Source organism: Streptomyces gobiensis (genome assembly GCF_021216675.1).
GTDB lineage: Bacteria > Actinomycetota > Actinomycetes > Streptomycetales > Streptomycetaceae > Streptomyces > Streptomyces gobiensis.
In genome coordinates this window covers 1,904,221-1,928,577 of the sequence record NZ_CP086120.1, presented here as the reverse complement: position 1 = coordinate 1,928,577, position 24,357 = coordinate 1,904,221, and the positions used below count along the sequence as shown (strand labels likewise).

At 68.8% G+C, this 24,357-nt stretch carries 20 protein-coding genes, 1 tRNA gene and 1 riboswitch; of the genes, 15 read left to right on the top strand and 6 right to left on the bottom strand.

Features of this window, described 5'->3' with window-relative positions; translation table 11 throughout:
• Nucleotides 1–250 precede the first annotated feature (250 nt).
• A riboswitch (cyclic di-AMP (ydaO/yuaA leader) is annotated at nt 251–397 on the top strand.
• A 3-nt stretch (nt 398–400) separates the two neighbouring features.
• From test1122_RS08840 to test1122_RS08810, 7 genes are all read left to right on the top strand, one after another.
• Nucleotides 401–1,048, top strand: a complete 648-nt coding sequence (locus test1122_RS08840) for a LysM peptidoglycan-binding domain-containing protein (RefSeq protein WP_232268609.1) — start codon at nt 401–403, stop codon at nt 1,046–1,048.
• A gap of 307 nt (nt 1,049–1,355) precedes the next feature.
• The gene (gene eno, locus test1122_RS08835; RefSeq protein WP_232268608.1) at nt 1,356–2,636 is read left to right on the top strand and encodes a phosphopyruvate hydratase; all 1,281 of its coding nucleotides are present in this window, start codon (nt 1,356–1,358) and stop codon (nt 2,634–2,636) included.
• 108 nt (nt 2,637–2,744) lie between these two features.
• Nucleotides 2,745–3,221, top strand: coding sequence for an FtsB family cell division protein (locus test1122_RS08830; RefSeq protein ID WP_232268607.1), 477 nt, complete (start codon nt 2,745–2,747; stop codon nt 3,219–3,221).
• Nucleotides 3,222–3,345: 124 nt separating this feature from the next.
• Nucleotides 3,346–3,873 (top strand): DUF501 domain-containing protein, encoded by a 528-nt coding sequence (locus tag test1122_RS08825; protein WP_232268606.1) that lies wholly within the window; start codon nt 3,346–3,348, stop codon nt 3,871–3,873.
• Nucleotides 3,870–4,817 carry a Ppx/GppA phosphatase family protein gene (locus test1122_RS08820; RefSeq protein WP_232268605.1) on the top strand — a complete coding sequence of 316 codons (948 nt, stop codon included), beginning with the start codon at nt 3,870–3,872 and terminating at the stop codon, nt 4,815–4,817. The genes test1122_RS08825 and test1122_RS08820 overlap by 4 nt, the downstream gene beginning before the upstream one ends.
• 370 nt (nt 4,818–5,187) lie before the next feature.
• Nucleotides 5,188–6,630 (top strand): NAD(P)/FAD-dependent oxidoreductase, encoded by a 1,443-nt coding sequence (locus test1122_RS08815; RefSeq protein WP_232268604.1) that lies wholly within the window; start codon nt 5,188–5,190, stop codon nt 6,628–6,630.
• A gap of 222 nt (nt 6,631–6,852) precedes the next feature.
• Nucleotides 6,853–8,124 carry an SAM-dependent methyltransferase gene (locus test1122_RS08810; RefSeq protein ID WP_232268603.1) on the top strand — a complete coding sequence of 424 codons (1,272 nt, stop codon included), beginning with the start codon at nt 6,853–6,855 and terminating at the stop codon, nt 8,122–8,124.
• A gap of 58 nt (nt 8,125–8,182) precedes the next feature.
• Here the strand turns inward: test1122_RS08810 and test1122_RS08805 are convergent.
• Nucleotides 8,183–8,265 (bottom strand) — tRNA-Leu (locus tag test1122_RS08805).
• 375 nt (nt 8,266–8,640) lie between these two features.
• On the opposite strand from test1122_RS08805, the gene test1122_RS08800 reads away from it, so the two are divergent.
• Nucleotides 8,641–9,426: an ABC transporter ATP-binding protein gene (locus test1122_RS08800; protein WP_232268602.1), complete on the top strand. Its 786-nt coding sequence runs from the start codon at nt 8,641–8,643 to the stop codon at nt 9,424–9,426.
• 64 nt (nt 9,427–9,490) lie between these two features.
• Nucleotides 9,491–12,004: an ABC transporter permease gene (locus tag test1122_RS08795; protein WP_232268601.1), complete on the top strand. Its 2,514-nt coding sequence runs from the start codon at nt 9,491–9,493 to the stop codon at nt 12,002–12,004.
• Nucleotides 12,005–12,276: 272 nt separating this feature from the next.
• Here the strand turns inward: test1122_RS08795 and test1122_RS08790 are convergent, their stop codons facing one another.
• Complete coding sequence (locus test1122_RS08790; RefSeq protein ID WP_232268600.1) at nt 12,277–13,338, bottom strand: SGNH/GDSL hydrolase family protein; 1,062 nt, start codon at nt 13,336–13,338, stop codon at nt 12,277–12,279.
• 140 nt (nt 13,339–13,478) lie between these two features.
• Between test1122_RS08790 and test1122_RS08785 the strand changes: the two genes are divergently transcribed.
• The gene (locus test1122_RS08785) at nt 13,479–14,864 is read left to right on the top strand and encodes a cystathionine beta-synthase (protein ID WP_232268599.1); all 1,386 of its coding nucleotides are present in this window, start codon (nt 13,479–13,481) and stop codon (nt 14,862–14,864) included.
• A gap of 499 nt (nt 14,865–15,363) precedes the next feature.
• Complete coding sequence (locus test1122_RS08780; protein WP_232268598.1) at nt 15,364–16,203, top strand: MurR/RpiR family transcriptional regulator; 840 nt, start codon at nt 15,364–15,366, stop codon at nt 16,201–16,203.
• 24 nt (nt 16,204–16,227) lie between these two features.
• On the opposite strand, the gene test1122_RS08775 is transcribed toward test1122_RS08780, so the two are convergent.
• Nucleotides 16,228–16,563 carry a hypothetical protein gene (locus test1122_RS08775; RefSeq protein WP_232268597.1) on the bottom strand — a complete coding sequence of 112 codons (336 nt, stop codon included), beginning with the start codon at nt 16,561–16,563 and terminating at the stop codon, nt 16,228–16,230.
• Between the two features lie 148 nt (nt 16,564–16,711).
• Here test1122_RS08775 and test1122_RS08770 point away from each other — a divergent pair, with 148 nt between their 5' ends.
• Entirely contained in the window at nt 16,712–16,945 is a 234-nt protein-coding gene (locus tag test1122_RS08770; protein ID WP_232268596.1) for a DUF4287 domain-containing protein, read from the top strand.
• 110 nt (nt 16,946–17,055) lie between these two features.
• On the opposite strand, the gene test1122_RS08765 is transcribed toward test1122_RS08770, so the two are convergent.
• A complete protein-coding gene (locus tag test1122_RS08765; protein WP_232268595.1) occupies nt 17,056–17,874 on the bottom strand; it encodes a Bax inhibitor-1/YccA family protein in 819 nt (272 codons plus the stop codon).
• Nucleotides 17,875–18,131: 257 nt separating this feature from the next.
• On the opposite strand from test1122_RS08765, the gene test1122_RS08760 reads away from it, so the two are divergent.
• Together test1122_RS08760 and test1122_RS08755 are read left to right on the top strand one after the other, a co-directional pair.
• Nucleotides 18,132–19,352, top strand: a complete 1,221-nt coding sequence (locus tag test1122_RS08760; RefSeq protein WP_232268594.1) for an acetyl-CoA C-acetyltransferase — start codon at nt 18,132–18,134, stop codon at nt 19,350–19,352.
• A 227-nt stretch (nt 19,353–19,579) separates the two neighbouring features.
• A complete protein-coding gene (locus tag test1122_RS08755; protein ID WP_232268593.1) occupies nt 19,580–20,476 on the top strand; it encodes a hypothetical protein in 897 nt (298 codons plus the stop codon).
• A 4-nt stretch (nt 20,477–20,480) separates the two neighbouring features.
• Here the strand turns inward: test1122_RS08755 and test1122_RS08750 are convergent, their stop codons facing one another.
• The gene (locus test1122_RS08750; protein WP_232268592.1) at nt 20,481–21,818 is read right to left on the bottom strand and encodes a type III PLP-dependent enzyme domain-containing protein; all 1,338 of its coding nucleotides are present in this window, start codon (nt 21,816–21,818) and stop codon (nt 20,481–20,483) included.
• 27 nt (nt 21,819–21,845) lie between these two features.
• Nucleotides 21,846–22,538, bottom strand: a complete 693-nt coding sequence (locus test1122_RS08745) for a uracil-DNA glycosylase (RefSeq protein ID WP_232268591.1) — start codon at nt 22,536–22,538, stop codon at nt 21,846–21,848.
• A 128-nt stretch (nt 22,539–22,666) separates the two neighbouring features.
• On the opposite strand from test1122_RS08745, the gene hutU reads away from it, so the two are divergent.
• Complete coding sequence (hutU, locus tag test1122_RS08740) at nt 22,667–24,346, top strand: urocanate hydratase (RefSeq protein WP_232268590.1); 1,680 nt, start codon at nt 22,667–22,669, stop codon at nt 24,344–24,346.
• Nucleotides 24,347–24,357: the final 11 nt, after the last annotated feature.

Sequence of the window (24,357 nt, the reverse complement as noted above, 5' to 3'; positions counted from 1 at the left end):
CAGATGTCCCATTGGCGAAAGTGTGACGCTACTCTCCCGATTGTTCCGGCGTGTCTTGGGAATCCGTATTGCCCAATACCCCTCCCGACCTGCGGTGATATTAGCTAATGACCGTCAACTCGCCCGAAATGATCGAAGTAGACGGTTATTGAATGATCTACGGCGCTGTGCTTACGGTCCTACCGGCTCGCTACTGCGGGCCCCGTCGACCGCCACGCCGAATCCTGCCGGTGGTCGAAGGGCCGTCGTTGTCGCGTCAGCGCCGTTGGCAGGAGCGGGGGAACCAGGTAAGTGCCGCTACGGCGGCTTGGGGTGAAGCCCGACGCGGTCGCGTCGGACCGGGCCACTCACAGCCCGAACCCGACAGCTCACCTCGCAGGCGTCGGTGAGGAAGAACGACATGCTGTTCACCGGCAAGGGCCACCACCGCCGTCCATCCAAGGTCGTGCGTGTCGCCACGCTGGCAGGCGTCACCGGGGCCGCTGTCGCTGCTCCGCTGATGGCTGCCACGGGTGCCCAGGCCGCCCCGGTCGACACCTGGGAGAAGGTCGCCCAGTGCGAGTCGGGCGGCAACTGGTCCATCAACACCGGCAACGGCTACTACGGCGGACTGCAGTTCTCGCAGTCGAGCTGGGCCGCCGCGGGCGGCACCAAGTACGCCCCGCGCGCCGACCTCGCCACCAAGGGTCAGCAAATCGCCACCGCTGAGAAGCTGCTCGCCATGCAGGGCCCGGGTGCCTGGGGCTGCGCCAGTGCGGGCAACCTCACCGCCGGCGGCCCCTCCGCCAATGTGAACCCCGGCGGCGGTTCGGCCAGCGGCTCGCAGAATCAGCAAGAGACACCGCCGGAGCGGCAGCAAACGCAGCCTCAGAACCCGCCGCAGCGGCCGCAGACCGGCTCCGGAAACTACACCGTGCAGAGCGGTGACACGCTCTCCTCGATCGCCGCCGAGCACGGCACCACCTGGCGGCGGATCTACGAAGCCAACAAGGCCACCGTTGGCCGCAACCCCCACCTGATCTTCCCCGGCCAGAAGCTCAGCGTCTGACAGTGCTCATCAGCGCTGCTCAGCGTCTGACGGGTCTGACGGGCCGACAGGTGAGAGCCCCGGCGCCCTCTGCGCCGGGGCTCCGGCGGCGTCTTTGGGCGGGGCTCCGGCCTTGTCCCACTATTGCGCTATTGCGCGATACCACCGTTCCGCTCGTTTCTTTATCAGCGGAACAAATCTTTATCGCCGTTCTGAGCTGCGGCTTCACACTCCCGACCCGTCCACGACACGGGCAGGAGCCCGCGTGTGGCCCAGCGGACCGTTAGAGTCTCGGAGCAGGAACCCAGATACACAGAAGGAGACCCTCGTGCCGTCCATCGACGTCGTCGTAGCCCGCGAGATCCTCGACTCGCGAGGCAACCCCACGGTGGAGGTCGAGGTCGGCCTCGACGACAGCAGCACCGGCCGTGCCGCTGTCCCGTCCGGTGCCTCCACCGGCGCCTTCGAGGCCCTCGAGCTCCGCGATGGTGACAAGGCCCGCTACGGCGGCAAGGGTGTCGAGAAGGCGGTCCTCGCCGTCATCGAGCAGATCGGTCCGGAGCTGGTCGGTTACGACGCCACCGAGCAGCGGCTGATCGACCAGGCGATGTTCGACCTGGACGCCACCGCCGACAAGTCCTCGCTTGGCGCCAACGCCATCCTCGGTGTCTCGCTGGCCGTTGCGCACGCCGCCTCCGAGGCCTCCGACCTGCCGCTCTTCCGCTACCTTGGCGGGCCGAACGCGCACCAGCTGCCGGTCCCGATGATGAACATCCTCAACGGCGGCTCGCACGCCGACTCCAATGTGGACATCCAGGAGTTCATGATCGCCCCAATTGGCGCGGAGTCCTTCTCCGAGGCGCTGCGCTGGGGCACCGAGACCTACCACGCGCTCAAGGCCGTGCTGAAGGAGCGGGGCCTGGCCACCGGCCTGGGCGACGAGGGCGGCTTCGCCCCGAACCTGGGCTCCAACCGCGAGGCCCTGGACCTCATCCTTGAGGCCATCAAGAAGGCCGGTTACGCCCCGGGGCAGGACATCGCGCTCGCGCTGGACGTCGCCGCTTCCGAGTTCTACAAGGACGGCGTCTACGAATTCGAGGGCAAGTCCCGCACCGCCGGGGAGATGACCGCGTACTACGGCGAGCTCGTCGACGCCTATCCGCTGGTCTCGATCGAGGACCCGCTGTACGAGGACGACTGGGACGGCTGGAAGACCATCACCGCGCAGCTCGGTGACAAGGTCCAGCTCGTCGGCGACGACCTCTTCGTCACCAACCCGGAGCGGCTGCAGCGCGGCATTGACGAGAAGTCCGCCAACGCTCTGCTGGTCAAGGTCAACCAGATCGGCTCGCTGACCGAGACCCTGGACGCCGTTGAGCTGGCCCAGCGCAATGGCTTCAAGTGCATGATGTCCCACCGCTCCGGTGAGACCGAGGACGTCACCATCGCCGACCTCGCCGTCGCCACCAACTGCGGCCAGATCAAGACCGGCGCCCCGGCCCGCTCCGAGCGTGTCGCCAAGTACAACCAGCTGCTGCGCATCGAGGAGATCCTGGACGACGCGGCGGTCTACGCCGGTCGTAGCGCTTTCCCGCGTTTCAAGGGCTGAAGCTCACAGAGCTAGCCAGTCATACGTACGTCCCCGCCCCCGGTCCCGTACCGTGGCGGGGACGTATGTACGTATAGAAGGTGTGCGTATAGAGGCAGGGGAGGCCACGTGGCCGCCGACCGGGATCGGTTTTCCACCGCGACGAGGCTCAAGGCGCTCGGTGAGGAGGCCGCCGCCCGGGTCTACCGTGCGCAGAACCGGCGGCTGCGGGCTCCGCGCCGCAGCCGGCTCACCGGCCGCGCGGCGCTGCTGGCGCTGGTCGTCTGCTCTCTTGTCGTCGCGCTGGCGTATCCGATGCGGCAGTACGTATCGCAGCGCTCGGAGATCGCCGATCAGCGCCGCCAGGCCGAGCAGGCGCGGGAGCGGGTTGAGCAACTGCGCGATGAGCTGGCCCGCTGGCGGGATCCGGTCTATGTGGAGCAGCAGGCCCGCGCGCGGCTGCACTATCTCCGCCCGGGCGAAACCGGCTATATCGTCGAGGACGGCAGTGCCGATCCCCGCCGCCCCAGCGACCGCGGCCCGTCCGACCGCGCCTGGTACCGGAACCTCTGGGACGGCGTGGACGCGGCGGACCGCCGCCGCTGAGCCGCGCAAGACAGGCCCGAGATACTCTCCTGATCCCCAACCCCTGACCCCCCATTCCCTGACCCGATTTCTCCCTGAACCGACCTCCCTGACCCGACCTCCTAGCGAAGAGAACACCCCAGGCATGGAAACGCCCCCGCCGCAGACCGACCGTACGCCGCCGACGGACGCGGATATCGCCGCCTTCCGGGAGCAGCTTGGCCGCCCGCCGCGTGGCCTGCGGGCCATCGCGCACCGCTGCCCCTGCGGTCAGCCCGATGTCGTCGAGACGGCACCGCGCTTGGACGACGGCACGCCCTTCCCTACGACGTACTACCTGACCTGCCCGCGCGCCGCCTCCGCGATCGGCACGCTGGAGGCCAACGGCGTGATGAAGGAGATGACTGCCCGGCTCGCCGAGGACAAAGAGCTCGCCGCCGCCTACCGCAGGGCGCACGAGGACTACATCGCCCGCCGTGACGCCATCGAGGTGCTGGCGGGCTTCCCCAGCGCGGGCGGTATGCCGGACCGGGTCAAGTGTCTGCACGTTCTGGTCGCCCACTCGCTGGCGGCCGGTCCCGGGGTGAACCCGCTGGGCGACGAGGCGATCGCGATGCTGCCGGAGTGGTGGCGCAAGGGGCCGTGTGTGAACCCCGGGGAGGCCGCCGAATGACACGGGTCGCCGCCATTGACTGTGGCACCAACTCCATCCGGCTGCTCATCGCGGACGTGGACCCCGAAACCGGCGAACTCAAGGACCTGGCCCGGCGGATGACCATCGTCCGGCTCGGCCAGGACGTGGACCGTACGGGCCGCCTCGCTCCGGAGGCCCTGGAGCGGACCTTTGCCGCCTGCCGGGAGTACGCGGCGGCCATCAAGGAACATGGCGCCGAGAAGGTGCGCTTTGTGGCCACCTCCGCGTCCCGGGACGCGGAGAACCGGGCGGACTTCGTACGCGGGGTGCTGGACATCCTCGGCGTCGAGCCCGTGGTCATCTCCGGTGACCAGGAGGCGGAGTTCTCCTTCACCGGTGCCACCCAGGAACTGAGGGCGTCCCCGTTGCGGACTCCGTATCTCGTGGCGGATATCGGCGGTGGCTCCACCGAGCTGGTGGTCGGTACGGAACAGGTACGGGCCGCCCGCAGCGTCGATATCGGCTGTGTCCGGATGACCGAGCGCCATCTCGTGCGGGGCGGCGCGATCAGCGACCCGCCCACGTCCGCCCAGATCGACGCCATAAAAGCGGATATTGAGGCCGCGCTCGACCTCGCCGAGCGCACGGTCCCGCTCACCGAGGCGCAGACCCTGGTCGGCCTCGCGGGCTCGGTCACCACGGTCGCCGCCATCGCCCTCGGTCTGGCGGAGTATGACTCCACCGCGATCCACCACACCCGGGTGCCGATCGACCAGGTACGGGAGATCACCGAGCGGCTGCTGCGGTCCACCCATGCCGAGCGGGCGGCCATCCCGGTGATGCACCCGGGAAGGGTCGATGTGATCGCTGCGGGGGCACTGATCCTGCTCCACCTCATGGAGCGGATCGGGGCTCAGGAGGTCGTGGTGAGCGAGCACGACATCCTCGATGGGATCGCTTTCCATACGGCACTCGACGACTGACCTGCACCGGCCGTCAGAGGGCGGCCCGGGCCCCGTCCGGGAAAGTTCGTGAAGTTCTTCACAAGGAAAATGCCCTTGCTGGGGCTGTTTTCCGCGCTCGGCTGCCGAGTCGGCCCCGCAGGGGCCGGTCAGTGCGCGCCAGTAAGGCGTTCTGAGTGTGGGAGCAGGAGCCGGGCGCGGGATTGGTCCAGCTGACAGCAGGACTGAAATCCGCAGCTCATGGCGGACGCAAGACGTTCAGCGTGGGGTCATGGTTCCCCGCGGAGTATGTGGCTCCGGTCACGGGGCGGGGGAGTGTAGCAGAGGCTCGGCAGGAGCTTGTGAAGGGGCTCACGAGCACCCCCCTCAAGGGTGCTGGATACTCGATGGCATGAGCACCACGGAGCGTCCTCGAATCCTCGTTGTGGGCGGTGGTTACGTCGGCCTGTACGCAGCGCGCCGCATCCTGAAGAAGATGCGCTACGGCGAGGCGACGGTGACCGTCGTCGACCCGCGTTCGTACATGACGTACCAGCCCTTCCTGCCCGAAGCCGCCGCTGGTTCCATCTCTCCGCGCCACGTCGTCGTTCCGCTGCGCCGTGTGCTCCCCAAGGCGGAGGTCCTCACCGGCCGCGTCTCCACCATCGATCAGGACCGGAAGGTCGCCACGATCACGCCGCTCGTCGGCGACTCGTATGAGCTGCCCTTCGACTACCTGGTCGTCGCGCTCGGCGCGGTCTCCCGCACCTTCCCGATCCCCGGCCTGGCTGAGCAGGGCATCGGTATGAAGGGCGTCGAGGAGGCCATCGGCCTGCGCAACCACGTACTGGAGCAGTTCGACAAGGCCGACTCCACCACCGATGAGGATGTCCGTCGCAAGGCACTGACCTTCGTCTTCGTCGGAGGTGGCTTCGCCGGTGCGGAGACCATCGGTGAGGTCGAGGACCTGGCCCGGGATGCCTGCAAGTACTACCCGAGCGTCAAGCGCGAGGACATGCGCTTCGTCCTGGTCGACGCCGCCGACAAGATCCTCCCCGAGGTCGGCCCGGAGCTCGGCCAGTGGGGCCTGGAGCACCTGAAGAAGCGCGGTATCGAGGTCTACCTCGAGACGTCGATGGACTCCTGTGTGGACGGCCACGTCGTACTCAAGAACGGCCTTGAGGTCGACTCCAACACGATCGTGTGGACGGCCGGGGTGAAGCCGAACCCGGCGCTCGCCAACTTCGGTCTGCCGCTCGGCCCCCGTGGCCATGTCGACGTCGAGCCCACCCTGCAGGTCAAGGGCACCGACTACATATGGGCCGCCGGTGACAACGCCCAGGTCCCGGACCTGGTCGGCAAGAAGCAGGGGAAGCCTGAGCCCAACTTCTGCCCGCCCAACGCGCAGCACGCGCTGCGTCAGGCCAGGCAGCTGGGCGACAATGTCATCTCGGGTATGCGCGGCTTCCCGCAGGGCGAGTACGAGCACGCCAACAAGGGTGCGGTGGCCGGTCTGGGCATCCACAAGGGTGTCGCGATGATTGCCCTCGGCAAGAAGCGGAAGATCAAGCTCAAGGGCCGGATCGCGTGGTACATGCACCGGACCTACCACGGTATGGCCGTGCCGACCTGGAACCGCAAGATCCGCGTCTTCGCCGACTGGACACTGCATATGTTCCTCAAGCGAGAGGTCGTCTCCCTCGGCGCGATGGAGAACCCCCGCGAGGAGTTCTACGAGGCCGCCAAGCCGGCTGCGCCGTCGGACACGAAGTCGAAGTCCGGGCAGGCTGACAAGTCCGGGCAGCCTGCGGACGACGCGAAGTCCGGGGGGAAGCCGAAGGCCAAGGCCTCCTGACGCCGGGGCGTAAGCCCCTGGTCATACGCGTTGGCCGCACGCGCATACATGCGCGAGTACGTCCGCGCGTATGTACCCGTATACGTACCGAAGAGCCATCCGCCATCCGTGGGGCGGATGGCTCTTCGGCGTTATGGCCCGGCAAGTCCCCGCGGGTGGGCATGCATCTGAGAGCGACTGGTGTTTATGTACATAGCAGTCCTGGTTTCTCGGAGGTGTGCCATGACCGCAGCCGCTGTGCGGCTCCACGCCCTGGCCGAGTCAGCGCTCGGCATCCCGCTCCCGATCCGTATCCGCGCCTGGGACCGCAGCGAGGCGGGTCCCCCCGACGCCCCCACCCTGGTCGTACGCCATCGCCGCGCCCTGCGGCGCATCCTGTGGCGGCCGGGCGAGCTCGGTCTCGCCCGGGCCTGGGTGGCCGGAGAGCTGGACATCGAAGGTGATCTGTACGACGCGCTGGACCGGCTCGCCGGCCCGCTGTGGGAGGGGCAGGGCCGCCCGGCCAAGGGCGCCCGGCTGGCCGCCTCCCGTGAGCTGCTGGCCCTCGCCGGGCCGCTGCCGCCCCCGCCCCCGCCCCGGGAAGAGGTGCGCCACCGAACCGGGTTCCGGCACAGCGTGCGCCGCGACAAGCGGGCCATCAGCCACCACTATGACGTCGGCAACGACTTCTATGAGCAGGTGCTCGGCCCGTCCATGGTGTACTCCTGCGCTTACTGGGACGAGGGCCTCACCCTGGAGGAGGCGCAGCGGGCAAAGATCGATCTGGTCTGCCGCAAGCTCGCCCTGCAGCCGGGCCAGCGGCTGCTCGACGTCGGCTGCGGCTGGGGCTCCCTGGCGCTGCACGCGGCCCGCGAGTACGGCGTGCGGGCGGTCGGGGTCACGCTCTCCGCGGAGCAGGCGGCGTACGCCCGTAAGCGGATCGCGGAGGCCGGTCTGACGGACCGTATCGACATCCGTATTCAGGACTACCGGCACATCCCTGACGGCCCGTATGACGCCATCGCCTCCATCGGTATGGCAGAGCATGTCGGCTCCGCCCGCTACCGTGAGTACGCCGCCACCGTCTATGGCCTGCTCCGCCCCGGTGGCCGCCTGCTGAACCATCAGATCGCCAGACGTCCCGAGGTGTCGGAGGAGGCCTACGAGGCGGATGAATTCATCGACGCGTATGTCTTCCCCGATGGTGAACTGGCCCCGGTGGGCCGCACGGTCACCCATCTTGAGGAGGCGGGCTTCGAGGTCCGCGATCTGGAGTCGATCCGGGAGCACTACGCCATGACGCTGCGCCGCTGGGTGGCCAACCTGGAAGCCGACTTCCCGCGCGCGGCTCGCCTCAGCACTCCGGGCCGGGCTCGTGTCTGGCGGCTCTATATGGCCGCGTCAGCACTCTCCTTCGAACACAACCGCATCGGCGTCAACCAGATCCTGGCGATCCGCACCCCCGACTCAGGCATCTCGGGTCTGCCCTTGCGTACCCGCGACTGGCGCTCCTGAGGTCGAGGGGACCGGGGGACAGGGCCGCCCAACAGGCAAGCACCCCGGCAGCCTGGTGTGCCCGGAGCCGGACTCGAACCGGCACGGCCACGTAGGCCAACGAGGTTTAAGCTCGTCGTGTCTGCATTCCACCATCCGGGCACCGGCTCGGGCCGCACCGAGCTCATGCGGCCCACCCCAGGGTGCTGAACGAGCCTAACCGGGACTGTCCCCCGAACGGCGGTGCGTCGGGCTGATGTTGTCTTATTTTATTGGCAACTGATGTCGCATCAGCGGCAGCCCCCCGCTTGGGAGGCCTCTACGGGCATATGCCCGGTGACCAGGAATGTCGCAAATTCGTCCTCCGGCGCCACGGACCCTCTCAGGGGCGCCGTCATCCCCAGGTAGGACGCGGCCTGTCCCGTATACGCCCGAGGGCTCCCCATAAGACCGGTAGCGGGGCTGATCCGCGGGGCCGGTTCGGCACGGACGATGGAGTGGACCAGTCAGCCTCATCCCCGACAGGAGCCACGTCCCGTGACGACCGCCACCCAGCCCGGCGCCCCCGCCGCCGCTTCCACCGGCGCTGCCGCCGCCTGTGCCAGGGACCTTTCCAAGGTCTATGGCGAGGGCGAGACCAAGGTGATCGCGCTCGACCAGGTCTCCGTCGACTTCCGGCAGGGCCAGTTCACCGCGATCATGGGCCCCTCCGGGTCCGGCAAGTCCACCCTGATGCACTGCATGGCCGGTCTGGACTCGGTATCCAGCGGGTCAGCGCGGATCGGCGATGTCGAGCTCACCTCGCTGAAGGACAAGAAGCTCACCCAGCTGCGCCGCGACAAGATCGGTTTTATATTCCAGGCCTTCAATCTGCTGCCCACGCTCAATGGGCTGGAGAACATCACCCTGCCGATGGACATCGCGGGCCGTAAGCCCGACAAGGCGTGGCTCGACAAGGTGGTGGAAACCGTTGGCCTCTCCGACCGCCTGAAGCACCGTCCGAGCGAGCTCTCCGGCGGTCAGCAGCAGCGCGTCGCCGTGGCCCGGGCGCTGGCCTCCAAGCCGGACATCATCTTCGGCGACGAGCCGACCGGAAACCTGGACTCGCGTTCCGGCGCCGAGGTGCTGGGCTTCCTGCGCAACTCGGTGCGTGAACTCGGCCAGACCGTCGTCATGGTCACCCACGATCCGGTCGCCGCCTCCTACGCGGACCGGGTGATCTTCCTCGCTGACGGCCGCATCGTTGACGACATGGTCGGTCCCACCGCCGACTCGGTGCTTGAGCGGATGAAGGGCTTCGACGCGAAGGGCCGCCCCAGCTGAAGCGGTAGCCCCCTGCCCGCCCTTCCACAGCCCGCTCACTCACCACCACTTCCAGGACCTTCCCATGTTCCGTACCGCCTTGCGCAATGTGTTCGCGCACAAGGCCCGGCTGCTGATGACCGTGCTCGCCGTCATGCTCGGCGTCGCCTTTGTCTCCGGCACCCTGGTCTTCACCTCCACCATCTCGGACGCTTACCAGAAGAGCTCCGAGAAGGGCTTCGACCACGTGGACGTGGCCGTACAGTCCGACCCCGACAACCCGCTGAACCAGCGGCTGCTCGACCAGGCCGCCGCGCTGCCCGGTGCCGAGTCGGCGACCGGCTCCGTCACCGGCTTCGCCGCGCTCGCCGACAAGAACGGCAAGCTCGTCGGCGAGGGCTGGTCCACGCTCGGCGGCAACTACTACGCCGGCCAGGACGGCAAGGGCACCGACGCCCGCTATCCGATGAAGGACGGCCGCGCGCCACAGCGGGCGGGCGAGGTCGCGCTGGACGCGAAGACCGCCGAGCGCACCGGCTACCGGGTCGGTGACACCGTACGTATGTCCGTCGACGGACCGGTCCGCGAGGAGAAGGTCACCGGCGTCTTCACCACCAACGACGGCAATGTCGCCGCGGGCGGCTCGCTCGTCCTCTTTGACACCCCGACCGCGCAGCAGCTGCTGGCCCAGCCCGGGGAGTTCAACGAGATCACCCTCAAGGCCGCTCCGGGTACCTCACAGGGCCAGCTCAGGTCCGAGGTCGAGAAGATGCTGCCGGAGGAGCTTGAGGCCGTCACCGGGCAGAAGCTCGCCGATGACCAGTCCAGGATGATCGAAGAGAATATGAGCGGCATGCAGACCGGCATGCTCGTCTTCGCCGGTATCTCGCTCTTCGTCGGCGTCTTCATCATCGCCAATACGTTCACCATGCTGGTCGCCCAGCGCACCAAGGAGCTGGCGCTGCTGCGCGCGGTGGGTGCCAGCCGCCGCCAGATCACCCGGTCGGTGCTGATCGAGGCCTTTGTCGTCGGTGCGGTCGCCGGGGTCGCGGGGCTCCTCGCCGGTATCGGCATCGGCGCCGGACTGCGTTCCCTGCTGAACGGTATCGGCGCCACCGTGCCGGACGGTCCGCTGATCATCTCGCCGAGCGCGGTCATCACCTCGCTGGCCGTGGGGGTTGTGGTCACCGTGCTGGCCGCCTGGCTGCCCGCCCGCCGGGCCGCGAAGATCCCGCCGGTCGCCGCGATGAGCAGCGTCCACGCGACCCCCACGACCCGCTCGCTGGTCATCCGGAACACCATCGGTTCGATCATCGCGGCCGGTGGTGCGGCGCTGGTACTCGCCGGGACCGGCATGGAGGCGGACGCGGCCAAGTTCCCGATGGGACTGGGCGGCGCCCTGTTGACCATCGGGGTCTTTGTGCTGACCCCGCTGCTGTCCCGGCCCCTGATCGCCGCCGCGGCTCCGCTGCTGCGCGGCTTCGGGGTCTCCGGAAAGCTGGCCCGGCAGAACGCAGTACGCAATCCGCGGCGTACCGCCGCGACCGCCTCGGCGCTGATGATCGGCCTCACCCTGATCACCGGTATGACCGTGATCGCGGGCAGCTCGCAGCAGGCCATCGACAAAATGGCGACGGAATCGCTCAAGGCCGACTACACGATCAGTATGGCCAACTTCCGTGAGCTGTCTCCCGAGGTAGCGCGGACGCTGGCCAAGGACGACCAGGTCACCGCGGTCAGTCCACTGCGCAGCTCCGAATCCGAGATCAACGGCACCACGGAGTGGCTGACGGGCGTCAACGGCACCGACATCGCCAAGCTGGCCCAGCTGGACTTCTCCGCGGGCTCCTTCGACGGGCTGAGCGGTGACAAGGCCGTCGTGGACGAGGACACCGCCAAGGAGCACAACTGGAAGGTCGGTTCGTCCGTCCCGGTCACCTTCGAGGACGGCGAGAAGGGCAAGCTGGCCATCTCCGGTGTCTACGAGGGCAACGAGATGATGCGCGGCATCATGCTGGACACCAGGACGCTGGATCCGCATATGGACCAGGTCAGGGACATGCAGGTGATGGTGAAGACGAAGGACGGCGCGAGCGACGCCGCGAAGTCCTCGCTGGAGAAGGAGCTTGGCAACAACCCGGCGATACTCGTCCAGGACAAGAAGGACGTCTCCGAATCCATCGCCCAGATGTTCAGCCTGATGCTGAACATGCTCTACGGGCTGCTCGCCATGGCTGTGATCGTCGCGGTGCTCGGCGTGGTCAACACCCTGGCGATGTCGGTCTTCGAGCGCTCGCAGGAGATCGGCATGCTGCGGGCGGTCGGCCTCGACCGGCGCGGCATCAAGCGGATGGTCCGGCTGGAGTCCATCATCATCTCCCTCTTCGGCGGGGTCATGGGCATCGGCCTTGGTGTCTTCTTCGGCTGGGCGGCCGGCGAACTGCTCAGCGGCTCGCTCGCCACGTATGAGCTGGTGCTCCCCTGGGGCCGGATGGGCGTCTTCCTGGCCCTGGCCGCGGTCGTCGGTGTCCTGGCCGCGCTCTGGCCCGCCCGCCGAGCGGCCAGACTGAACATGCTGACAGCCATCAAGGCGGAGTAGGGCACCCCTGACCCGCCCCTTCCCGAAACCGGGGGCTCCGCCCCCAGACCCCCGAGGTGTTGTGGGCACTCGGGCCGCCCGAGGGGCGGAACGGGTGGGCACAACACCGGCCACCGGCCCGCACAGGGCCAACCCCGGGGTCCGGGGCGCAAGCCCCGGTTCCGGGAAGGGGCGGGATAAGGGGAACACCCACCCACGGCACCCCCGCACCCGGGGCGAAGCCCCGCCACGCGGCGGAGCCGCATATCGGAACCCGCCCGGGAGCGGCGCCCTCACTCCGCCCGGGTGACCTCCTCCGCCGGAGCGGACCCCTCCGGCGGGGCGGGGTCCTCCGGGGCCACCCGGCGCCGCCGCCGGTGCCGCAGCAGCGCCCACGGCCCCCGAGCCGCCGCCACCTCCGTACCGGCCTCCTCCGCGGCCTCCACCGCCGCCCGGGCAACCGGCAGCAGCCCCTCCCGGCGCGCGGCGTCGGGCCGCTCTTCCGCCTCCGGCCACAGCCCCAGCGCCGCGCACAACGTCGGCAGCACCGCCATCGCCGCCGTCGCATACCCCTCCGCCGAGGGGTGATAGTTGTCCGGCCCGAACATCTCGTGCGGATTCGCCGCGAACTCCGGACCCAGCAGGTCGCCCAGCGACACCGTACGTCCGCCCAGCTCCACCACCGCGATCGTCTGGGCCGCCGCCAACTGCCGGCTGGCCCGCCGCGCGAGCCACCGCAGCGGCTGTCCCACCGGCTCCACCGACCCGAGATCCGGGCAGGTACCGACGACGACCTCGCAGCCAGCCGTACGCAGCCGGGTCACCGCGTCCGACAGATACCGCACCGACCGTGACGCGGACATCCGCCCGGTGACGTCATTCGCCCCGATCATGATCACGCAGACATCGGGCGCCTGGGACGGCTCCCGCTCCGACAGCAGCACCGTCACCTGCCGTTCCAGGTCATCGGACTTCGCCCCCGGCAGCGCTACGACCCGCAGATCCACCGGCCGTTCGGACACCGCCGCCAGCCCCGAGGCGAGCAGCCCGCCCGGTGTCTGCCGGGCCCGGTGCACTCCCTGCCCGGCGGCCGTGGAGTCGCCGAGAAACGCCAGCCGCAGCGGTGGCCCGTCGTGGCGCGCGAAGACGGCCCCGTAGAGTCCGTCCGCCATGGGCGGCGCATCGACGTGGCCGCCCAGCTTCCGCTTTGCGAGCTGGACCTCGGTGAGCAGTACACCGATCACGAAGCCACCGAGCATCCCGATCCCGCCACTTCCATACGCTGCGGCTGTCGCGATCCGCCGCGCCACCCTCGCCCTGGACATCCCGCTGGTCTCGCCTCCCATACGACCCATACCGTCCATTCGACGCACGCACTTAACACTTTGTTGCCCCGTACACCGCACTCTGCAACGCCCCAGAGGCCCTGGCGGCGCAATAGGCTTTCAGCTACGGGCCCGCGACCGCGGCAGCCCCCCTGAACGCGGAGACAAGAGTGCAGTATCACGAGTCGATGATCGAGCTTGTCGGCAACACCCCGCTGCTCAAGCTGAACAATGTCACCTCGGGGACCGGGGCCACCGTCCTGGCGAAGGTGGAGTACTTCAACCCGGGTGGCTCAGTAAAAGACCGGATCGCGGTCCGGATGATCGAGGCGGCCGAACGCTCCGGGGAGCTGAAGCCGGGCGGCGTCATCGTCGAGCCGACGTCCGGCAATACGGGTGTGGGCCTGGCGATCGTCGCCCAGCAGAAGGGGTATCGCTGCCTCTTCGTCTGCCCGGACAAGGTCTCAACGGACAAGATCAATGTGCTGCGCGCCTATGGCGCCGAGGTCGTGGTCTGCCCGACCGCTGTGGACCCTGATCACCCTGACTCGTACTACAACGTCTCGGACCGTCTGGTCCGGGAGACCCCTGGAGCCTGGAAGCCGGACCAGTACAGCAACCCGAACAACCCCCGTTCGCACTACGAGACCACCGGCCCGGAGCTCTGGGAGCAGACAGAGGGCCGCATCACCCACTTTGTCGCGGGCGTTGGCACCGGCGGCACGATCTCCGGCACCGGCCGCTACCTCAAGGAGGTCTCCGACGGAAGGGTGAAGATCATCGGGGCCGACCCGGAGGGCTCGGTCTACTCGGGCGGCTCGGGCCGCCCGTATCTGGTCGAGGGCGTCGGTGAGGACTTCTGGCCGACCGCTTACGACCCGGAGGTCACCGATGAGATCATCGCGGTCTCGGACAAGGACTCCTTCCAGATGACCCGCCGCCTGGCCAAGGAGGAGGGTCTGCTGGTCGGCGGCTCCTGCGGGATGGCGGTTGTCGCGGCGCTGGAGGTGGCCGAGCGGCTGACCCCCGAGGATGTGGTCGTCGTGCTGCTCCCGGACAGTGGCCGTGGCTATCTCAGCAAGATCTTCAACGATGACTGGATGGCCGACTACGGCTTCCTGGAGGAAGGCGAGCCGAGTGCCCGGGTCGCTGATGTGCTGCGCGACAAGGAGGGTGAGATCCCCTCGCTGGTCCATATGCACCCGGAGGAGACCGTCGGCGAGGCGATCGATGTGCTGCGCGAGTACGGGGTTTCCCAGATGCCCATTGTGAAGCCGGGAGCGGGGCATCCGGATGTGATGGCGGCGGAGGTCATCGGCTCGGTTGTGGAACGTGAGCTGCTGGACGCTCTGTTCACCAAGCGGGCCATGCTGACCGACCCGCTGGAGAAGCATATGAGCGCCCCACTGCCACAGGTTGGTTCGGGTGAGCCGGTCGCCGATCTGATGGCGGCGCTGGAGGGCGCGGACGCTGCCATCGTGCTGGTGGAGGGCAAGCCGACCGGGGTGGTCAGCCGCCAGGATCTGCTGGCCTATCTGGCGCGTGCAGCGAAGTAATTGACGGGACGTAGGGATTGACCTCCGAACCAGATCGCACTGGTCCGGGGGTAACCCCGGGCCCGCGGCCGGGAATTGGCATCCTCATCGCACCCAAAGTGTCACGGCAGCGCAAAGTGCGGTTAACACCCGTACGGCACATTGGTGGGTGTCGGCGGAAAGCCGACGAGAGCGTGGCGCCAAGGACTTCCGGAGCGGCTCCCGGACCTCCATGGTCGCCCGGATGTATGCCCGGTCCTGGCCCGGCGTATGTCCTTCGCGGGGACCGCCGTCGTCCCGCCCCTGGTGGCAACACCGGGGTGCGGCGGTCCCCGCGCCACCTCCCGCCCGCCGCTCCTTCTTAGCTCATGGTCACGGGCGCTCATGCGCGTCACCGTACGGGCGGGGACCGTCCATGGCACTGGTAACCCCCCACTTGCCCCGCTGCATAGAGTCATGCAGAGTCATAGATCACTGAATGGTTTCTACGGGCAGTACGGGCAGACAGGCGGGTGAACGGATGAGCAGCGCGAGCGCTCGGCTGCTGAAGCTCTTCGAGGGGCACCGGCTGACCCCGACGCAGCGCCGGATCGCGCACTGCATGGTGCGGCGGGCCGATGACGCGCCGTTCCTGTCGAGTGTTGAGCTGGCCGAGCTGGCGGGGGTGAGCCAGCCGTCCGTAACCCGTTTCGCGGTCGCGCTGGGCTTTGACGGCTATCCGGCGCTGCGCAAGCATCTGCGGGAGTCACCGGCCGGGGACGTGGGTGAGACCGAGGCCGAGGCCACTTCCAATGAGTACCAGCAGGCGGTCTACGCCGAGATCGAGAATCTGCGGCTGCTCGCGGCCCAGCTCGCCGACCCCGCCCCTGTCGCGGCGGCCGGGCGGCTGTTGGCCGCCTCCCGCCCGCTGCTGGTGCTGGGGCTACGGGCCGCCTCCGCCCAGGCACGCGGCTTCGCCTACTTCGCCGCAAAAGTCCACCCGGATATCCGGCTGCTGGACGAGGGCGGCACGATGCTCGCGGACCGTATCGACGCCGCCCTCCGGGCTGGCGCCAGCGCGCTGCTCTGCTTCGCGCTGCCCCGTCATCCGCGCGAGGTGGTGACCGCCCTCGACTACGCCCGTACGGCCGGACTGCGGATCGTCACGGTCGCCGACAGCGCGTTCGCCCCCGTCGGGCACCCCGATGACATCCTGCTGCCCGCGGCCGTGGGCACCGGGCTGGCCTTCGACACGGCGTGTGCGCCGATGCTGCTGGGCCGGGTGCTGCTGGAGGCGATGTGTGACGATCTGCCGGACGCCCAGGCCCGGCTGGAGGAGTTCGACACCAGGGCCGCCGAACGCGGCCTGTTCTTGGAATAAGCGCAGCCTGGAGCAGTCGCGGCTTCAGGGGATGGACTCGGCCATCGCTGTCACTCTGCGTACCGATTCGACCAGCTCCGCTTCCGTGCGTTCTGTGCCCGCCGTACCGGCGGTCCGCAGTGCTTCCGCCAGGTCATGGCCGGCCACCGCCAGCTGGTCGCCGACCGCGAAAATCCCCGCGTCGGGCATCTCCAGCGGCTCCCGTTCCGGCGCCTCCAAGCGCTGTGCGCGCAGGGACAGTTCCCTGGCCAGCGCCAGTCCTTCGGCCGCCGCCCCGCGCTCCAGCGCGCTCTGCGGGAGCGCTCTCAGCCGGGCGGCGAGCCGGTCCACGGCGGTCAGCAGGGAGATCACATCGGGCACGGTGTAAGCCTATGCGCCCCTCGACGGAGTGTTGCCAACGCCCCAACACTCAGGCACGGTGGCGGAAGGACCGTGAAGGGCCGCGAAGGATTCAGCACTGCATCCCACCGGGGGTCACCCCCGTATCCCCGGATATCCGGAGGCGCCAATGTCCCAAGTCTTTGATGACGAGACTCACCAGAACCTGCTCTCCCGCATCCCTCAATGCACCGGCCGCGAGATCTGCGACTGGCTCCGCGCCGTCGACGAAGGCCCTTCCTTCTTCCGCTTCGAAGAGAAGGTGAGCTGGCTGCGGGGCGAACACAACCTCGCCTATGGCCATGCCAAGGCGATCATTCATGAACACGACTTGAGGCGTGGGCGAGCCGCGCGCAAGTTCTAGCGGGCCCGGACACGGAAACACACACAGACACAGAAACACAGGCACAGAAACACGGAAGGGCCCGCGAGGCTGTGCCTCGCGGGCCCTTCCGGCGTGTAGGGCGAGCCCGGTTAATCGCTGGCCAGGATGTAGGCCAGACGCAGGAACTCGAAGTAGATCCAGGCGAGGGTCACGGTCAGACCGAAGGCGGCCAGCCAGGACTCCTTGCGCGGAGCGCCGTACGCGATACCGTCCTCGACCTGCTTGAAGTCGAGGGCGAGGAACATCGCGCCGATGCACACACCGGCGATGCCCATCAGGATGCCGACCCAGCCGGTACGGAAGCCCATGCCGTCACCGGCGCCGAAGAGTGCGAATCCCAGGTTCACCAGGGACAGCAGCGCATAGCCGATACCCGCGACCAGAGCGATCTGGGTGAACCGGCCGTTGACCCGGATGATCCTGGTCTTGTACAGGAACAGCATCACGGCGAAGACCGCCATGGTGCCGATCACCGCTTGCATCGCGGCGCCTTCGGCGAACCGGTTGATGTAGTTGCTGATGGCGCCGAGGAAGAGGCCCTCGAAGACCGCGTAGCCCAGAATGATCGCGGGCGAGGCCTCCCGCTTGAAGGACTGCCAGAAGGCCAGCCCCATCGCGATCAGCGCCGCGACGATGGCGAAGCCCATCCCCAGACCTGTGGTCCACGCGACCGCCGCAGCGACGATCACGGTGCCCAGCGTGATGCCGGTCCGGGTGACGACATCGTCCATCGTCATCCGGTCGGCCTGCGGCGGGGCGGCGGGCGGGAAGCCCTGCTGGCCCTGCTGCGGCTGGGCGTACGGGTTGTTGGCGTACGGGTTCCCGGCCTGCGGCTGGCCGGCGTTGAAGCCCGCCTGACCATCCCGACTGAACCCCCGTCGCGAGAAGACCGGGTTGCTGCTCCTCATCTCACTCCTCCATGGCCGTACGGCACGGCCTTGTCGACCACAGTAATGGTTAAGCAAAGACCGCACGCTAGTGCACTGGCAAGAACGAGGGAAAGAGTCGCGGTTGTTCCTCGGCGTGGCGCGGTACGCCATAGGTGAGGGCCCCGTAGGTGAGGGCTGCGAGCCGCATCACACCATGGGAGCCGTGACCTTAGCGCTACGTGCGGGTAGCTTCCCTCACAGTCCTGTCACAGCCGTGCCGCCCTTTTGGAGCCGTGATGCCCGAAGCAGTGATCGTTTCTGCCGCCCGCTCGCCTATCGGACGCGCGTTCAAGGGGTCGCTCAAAGATATCCGCCCGGATGACCTGACGGCCGAGATCATCCAGGCGGCGCTTGCCAAGGTCCCCGAGCTGGACCCGACGCAGATTGATGACCTGATGCTCGGCTGTGGGCTGCCCGGTGGTGAGCAGGGACATAACCTCGGCCGGATCGTCGCCGTGCAGATGGGGATGGACCACCTCCCCGGCTGCACCATCACCCGGTACTGCTCCTCGTCTCTGCAGACCACCCGGATGGCGATGCACGCCATCAAGGCGGGCGAGGGCGATGTCTTCATCTCCGCGGGCGTGGAGATGGTGTCCCGCTCGGTGAAGGGCTCCTCGGACGGGATGCCGGATACCCACAACCCGGTCTTCGCCGAGGCCGAGGCGCGTACCGCCGCGCGGGCCGAGCAGGGCGGCGAGGGCTGGACCGACCCGCGGGCGGAGGGCAAGCTCCCGGACGTCTATATCGCCATGGGGCAGACCGCCGAGAACCTCGCCCGGGACAAGGGTGTCTCCCGGCAGGAGATGGATGAGTTCGGCGTACGGTCGCAGAACCTCGCCGAGAAGGCCATCGCCGACGGGTTCTGGGAGCGTGAGATCACCCCGGTGACCACCCCGGACGGCACGGTCGTCGCGAAGGACGACGGCCCGCGTGCCGGAGTGACGCTGGAGGCCGTGCAGGGGCTCAAGCCGGTCTTCCGGCCCGATGGGCTGGTGACGGCGGGCAACTGCTGTGCGCTGAACGACGGCGCCGCCGCGCTGGTGGTCATGTCCGACACCAAGGCCCGGGAGCTCGGTCTGACGCCGCTCGCCCGGATCGTCTCGACCGGCGTCTCGGCGCTCTCACCCGAGATCATGGGCTATGGCCCGGTCGAGGCCAGTAAGCAGGCGCTCCAGCGGGCCGGGATGGCGATCGGGGACATCGACCTCGTAGAGATCAACGAGGCATTCGCCGCTCAGGTGATCCCCTCGTACCAGGATCTCGGTATCGACCTGGACCGGCTCAACGTCAACGGTGGAGCCATCGCGGTGGGTCATCCGTTCGGGATGACCGGCGCGCGCATCACCACGACGCTGATCAACTCGCTCCAGTGGCATGACAAGCAGTTCGGCCTGGAGACCATGTGCGTCGGTGGCGGCCAGGGAATGGCCATGGTGATCGAGCGTTTGAGCTGAGAAATGTTATCTAAATCACGGCCGTTGCGGCGGTGAGACCGAAGCGCCTCCAGGATGTGATTTTTCCCCTGGGGGCGCTTCGTTTTGCCTGCTCACAAAGGGTGTGTATCAGCGGAATGAGGCCTCTTTACACCTGTTTTATTGCCTTTTGCGCTGCGGCCGAGGGGTGTCGTAGGTAAAGCTGAGGTAGGAATTCAGGGGGCCGAATCCGAATGGGGAGTACGTCAGTGAGCGCCATATCCCTCATCTTGCTTCTGGCCGCGGCTACCGCCGCGGTCCTGGGCGGCGCCGCCCTGCACACCACCCGAGGGCTGCACCGCCAGGTCACCGGGCTGCGCGAGGAGCTCGCCGCAGCCGGTGCCACCGTGCCCGCGGCACGGCAGGCGCCCGCTGTGGAGGAGGTCCGGGCGGCGGTCGCCGACGCGCTCGCTGAGGAGCGGGAGCGCGAGCTGGCCGAGGCGCGGGCCTTCTGGGCCGCGCACGAGGCCAGGGACGCCGATGCCGGGGGCGGCTCACTGCTGGCGGGACAGGGCGCGGAGTACATCGAGGCCACCGAGTATGAGGTGAGCGCTATGGACGCCGAGCTGTTCGACGCCTTCCTGGAGGAGATGCGTCCGGATGAGACGGGCGAGGGTCAGGTCTTTCTGCCCCGCCAGGCTGACCGTGACGAGGCTCAGGCCCAGGCGCCCGCTGACGCCGATGCCGGGTCCGCCGAGCTGGCCGCGGCGCGCCGCAGACACCCTTCGGACCCGCACTTCACGCTCTCCGGTGACCCTGCCGTCCCGGCCCCGGCCGCGCCGGAAGCGCGGCCGGTCGGGGACCATGAGCGGACCGTCGAGCGGCTGGCCGGGCTGGCCGGGGCGCGGACCGCGCTGGCGGATGTACGGCCCGGCCCGCTGGGCACGCTCGATGTGTATGTCTTCGCCGACGGTACGACCGTGTGCATGTCCCCGGGACACCGTGAGACGGCAGACCGCCTCGCGGCGGCACTGCGGGACGGCATGTCCCCGGTCCTGCTGGGCGGCTCCGGTGTCTCCGGTGCGTACGCCCTGACCTTCGCCTTCGGCGAGGACGACGAGGAACTGGTCTACGCCTTGGCGGACCGCGTCATCGCCTCGCTCTGAGGCGTCAGCAGGGCGGGGTCAGCGCGTCCCGCTGACCGGCTCCGGACTCCGTGACGATCTGGTCGAGGGTCTGGGGCCGCCGTACGGTCGCGAACCGCACCGTCCCGTCGCCGCTGGCCCAGTAGCCGTAGACCCCGGGCCGGGGCAGGCTGTTGTAGCCGAAGGGGTTGGAGAAGTAGTAGGCCCCGGTGTCGAGCAGCGCCACCAGGTCCCCCGCCTCCAGACCCGGCAGCGCCCGCTCTCGGCCCACCAGGTCCCCCGCGAAGCAGCAGGGCCCCGCGACATCCTGGGCGATGGGCGCACCCTGCTTGGGCAGCCCCTGCGGGCCGTACACACCGATACGGACCGGCCAGGCGTCGGGGGCGAACACGGTCCGTGCGGCGATCTGGGCGCCCGCATGGGTCACCGCGATGGGGCGGCCACCGGCGGACTTGGTGTACTCGACACGGGCGACGATGGTGCCCGCCTTGGCCAGCAGGGACCGGCCGAACTCGGTGACCAGACCGTAGCGGCCGTCGAAGAGGCCGGGGACCTGGGCGCTCAGCAGCTGAGCGTAGTCATGGAAGGTGGGTTCCGTGGACTCGGAAGCGAAGTTGACCGGGAGCCCGCCGCCGATATCGAGGGTGTCGATCTGCTGGCGGCCCACGGCACCGTTGATCTCCTCGGCCAGCTCATAGGCGTCCTTGACCCCCGCGGCCATCAGGTCGAGAGGGATGCCCTGCGAGCCGCTATGGGCGTGCAGCCGGGTGAGCCAGGGGCGGTCGGCGTAGGCCCGTACAAGCCATTCGCGGGCGCCCGGGTCGCGAAGTGCGATACCGAACTTCGATGTGGCGGTCGCGGTGCTCATCGCGTCGATGGAGCCGCTGCCGAGCTGTGGATTGATCCGCAGGCCGACGGCCGACCGCAGCGGCGCCGCACCGACGAGAGCGTCCAACCGGGCCAGCTCCTGCTGGCTGTCGGCATTGACCGCGACCCCCAGGTCCAGCGCCGTACGCAGCTCGGCGGGGGTCTTGGCGGGGGAGTCCAGCACCGTGCGGTCCGGTCCGATCCCGGCTGCCTGGGCCAGTGCCAGCTCACCGGGGCTGGCCACCTCGGCGCCGAGCCCGTTGTCGGCGAGCAGCCGGAGCACCGGCACCAGGGCGGCGGCCTTGACGGCGAAGGCGTGCAGGAGGGGCTGCCCGGGTGCGGCCACCTCCTCGAACGCCGCACGCAGGGCGGCGGCGGACGCCCGTACGGAGTCCACATCGAGGAGTGCGGCGATGGGCTGGTCCTCGGTGATCAGTGCCTGCTCGACTGCGGCACGCACGGTCAGGTCACGGCGGGTGGCGGAGGCGAGATGCATACGGACCAGCCAAGCACGACCGGCTCGCTACAGCCCGGCGGTCTTCGCCGCTGTGCGCAGGACGTCGCTGAGCATGGCCGGGGTGAGGCGGCCGGTGAAGGTGTTCTGCTGGCTGACGTGGTAGCAGCCGAACAGGTCCAGGGGCGTGGGGCCGTGCAGCGAGACGTGGGCGGCGTGGGCGAAGGGCGGGCGGGGGCTTGGGACGGTCCAGCCCGCGGCGGCGAGGACGGGCAGCGTGGCCTGCCAGCCGAAGGCGCCGAGGACCACCACCGAGCGCAGGGTCGGGCGGAGCAGGCGCAGCTCCTCGCTCAGCCAGGACCGGCAGGCGTCACGCTCCGCGGGCGTGGGCTTGTTGGCGGGCGGCGCGCAGTGGACCGGGGCGGTGATGCGCACACCGGACAGCTCAAGGCCGTCGCCCTGATGGGTGGACGTCGGCTGGCTGGCCAGCCCAACGGAGTGGAGGGCGGCGTACAGGAAATCGCCGGAGCGGTCGCCGGTGAACATACGGCCCGTGCGGTTGGCGCCATGCGCGGCCGGGGCCAGGCCGACGATCAGCATCCGGGCGTCCGCCGGTCCAAAGCCCGGCACCGGCCGCCCCCAGTAGTCCCAGTCGGCGTAGGACCGGCGCTTGGTCCTGGCCGTCTCCTCCCGCCACCGCACCAGCCGTGGGCAGGCGCGGCAGTGGCTCACGCGCTCGTCCAGATCGGCGATGGTCTCCATATCGGACAGTCTTCCAGAAATTCACCGGTGACCAGCTGGTTCACCGGTCGGTTGTTGACTAGTTCTATTCACTGCGTAGAGTGAATGAATAGGCTGATCCAGTCGAGGAGAGCAGGGAGGCAGGGGCCATGTCAGGACCGCGACCCGTGCGAGCGCCGCGTGGTACGGAGCTGAGTGCCCGGGGGTGGCAGCAGGAAGCCGCTCTGCGGATGCTGCAGAACAACCTCGACCCGGAGGTGGCGGAGCACCCGGACCGGCTCGTCGTCTACGGCGGTACGGGGAAGGCGGCCCGCGACTGGCGCTCCTTTGACGCGATGACGCGCACGCTCAGGACGCTCAAGGGCGACGAGACGATGCTCGTACAGTCCGGGCGTCCGGTCGGCGTGATGACCACCCATGAGTGGGCGCCACGTGTGCTGATCGCCAACTCCAATCTGGTCGGTGACTGGGCGAACTGGGAGGAGTTCCGGCGGCTGGAACAGCTCGGGCTCACCATGTACGGCCAGATGACGGCTGGTTCCTGGATCTACATCGGAACGCAGGGGATCCTGCAGGGGACGTACGAGACGTTCGCGGCGGTCGCGGCGAAGCTCGCTTCTCAGAACAAGCACAGCGGCTCGCTGGCCGGGACCATTACGCTGACGGCGGGCCTTGGCGGTATGGGCGGTGCCCAGCCGCTGGCGGTCACCATGAACGACGGCGTCGTGATCTGCGTCGACTGCGACCCACGGGCGATCCAGCGCCGAATCGAGCACCGCTATCTGGACGTACGCGCCGATTCCCTGGACCACGCGCTGGAGTTGGCGACGACCGCCCGCGACCAGCGTAAGCCGCTGTCGATCGGCGTCCTCGGCAACGCGGCGGAGCTGGTGCCCCAGCTGCTCGCCATGAACGCCCCCATTGACATCGTGACCGACCAGACGAGCGCCCATGACCCGCTCGCCTATCTCCCGCTCGGTGTCGACTTCGACGATATGGCGTCCTACGCGGCCGAGAAGCCCGCCGACTTCACCCAGCGGGCGAGGGAATCGATGGCCCGGCATGTTGAGGCCATGGTGGGGTTCCAGGACGCGGGCGCCGAGGTCTTCGACTACGGCAACTCCATCCGTGGCGAGGCGCAGCTCGCGGGCTATGACCGGGCCTTCGCCTTCCCCGGCTTCGTACCGGCCTATATCCGGCCGCTCTTCTGCGAGGGCAAGGGCCCCTTCCGCTGGGCGGCGCTGAGCGGCGACCCGAAGGACATCGCGGCGACGGACCGGGCGATCCTCGATCTCTTCCCGGAGAACGAGTCGCTGGCCCGGTGGATCAAGATGGCGGGGGAGCGGGTCCATTTCCAGGGACTCCCGGCCCGTATTTGCTGGCTGGGCTATGGCGAACGGGACCGGGCGGGTGAGCGCTTCAACGACATGGTGGCGAGCGGCGAGATCTCCGCGCCGCTGGCGATCGGCCGCGACCATCTGGACTGCGGCTCGGTGGCCTCCCCGTACCGGGAGACCGAGGCGATGCTCGACGGCTCCGACGCGATCGCGGACTGGCCGCTGCTCAACGCCATGGTGAACGTGGCGTCGGGGGCGTCGTGGGTCTCCATCCACCACGGCGGCGGCGTCGGCATGGGGCGGTCCCTCCACGCGGGCCAAGTCTCCGTGGCCGACGGTACGGATCTCGCCCGCGCGAAGCTGAACCGGGTGCTCACCAACGACCCCGGGATGGGCGTCATCCGGCATGTTGACGCGGGCTACGACCGCGCGGACGAGATCGCCGCCGAGCGTGAGGTCCGCATCCCGATGCGCGAGGGTGAGAACGGGTGAGGGAGCACGGT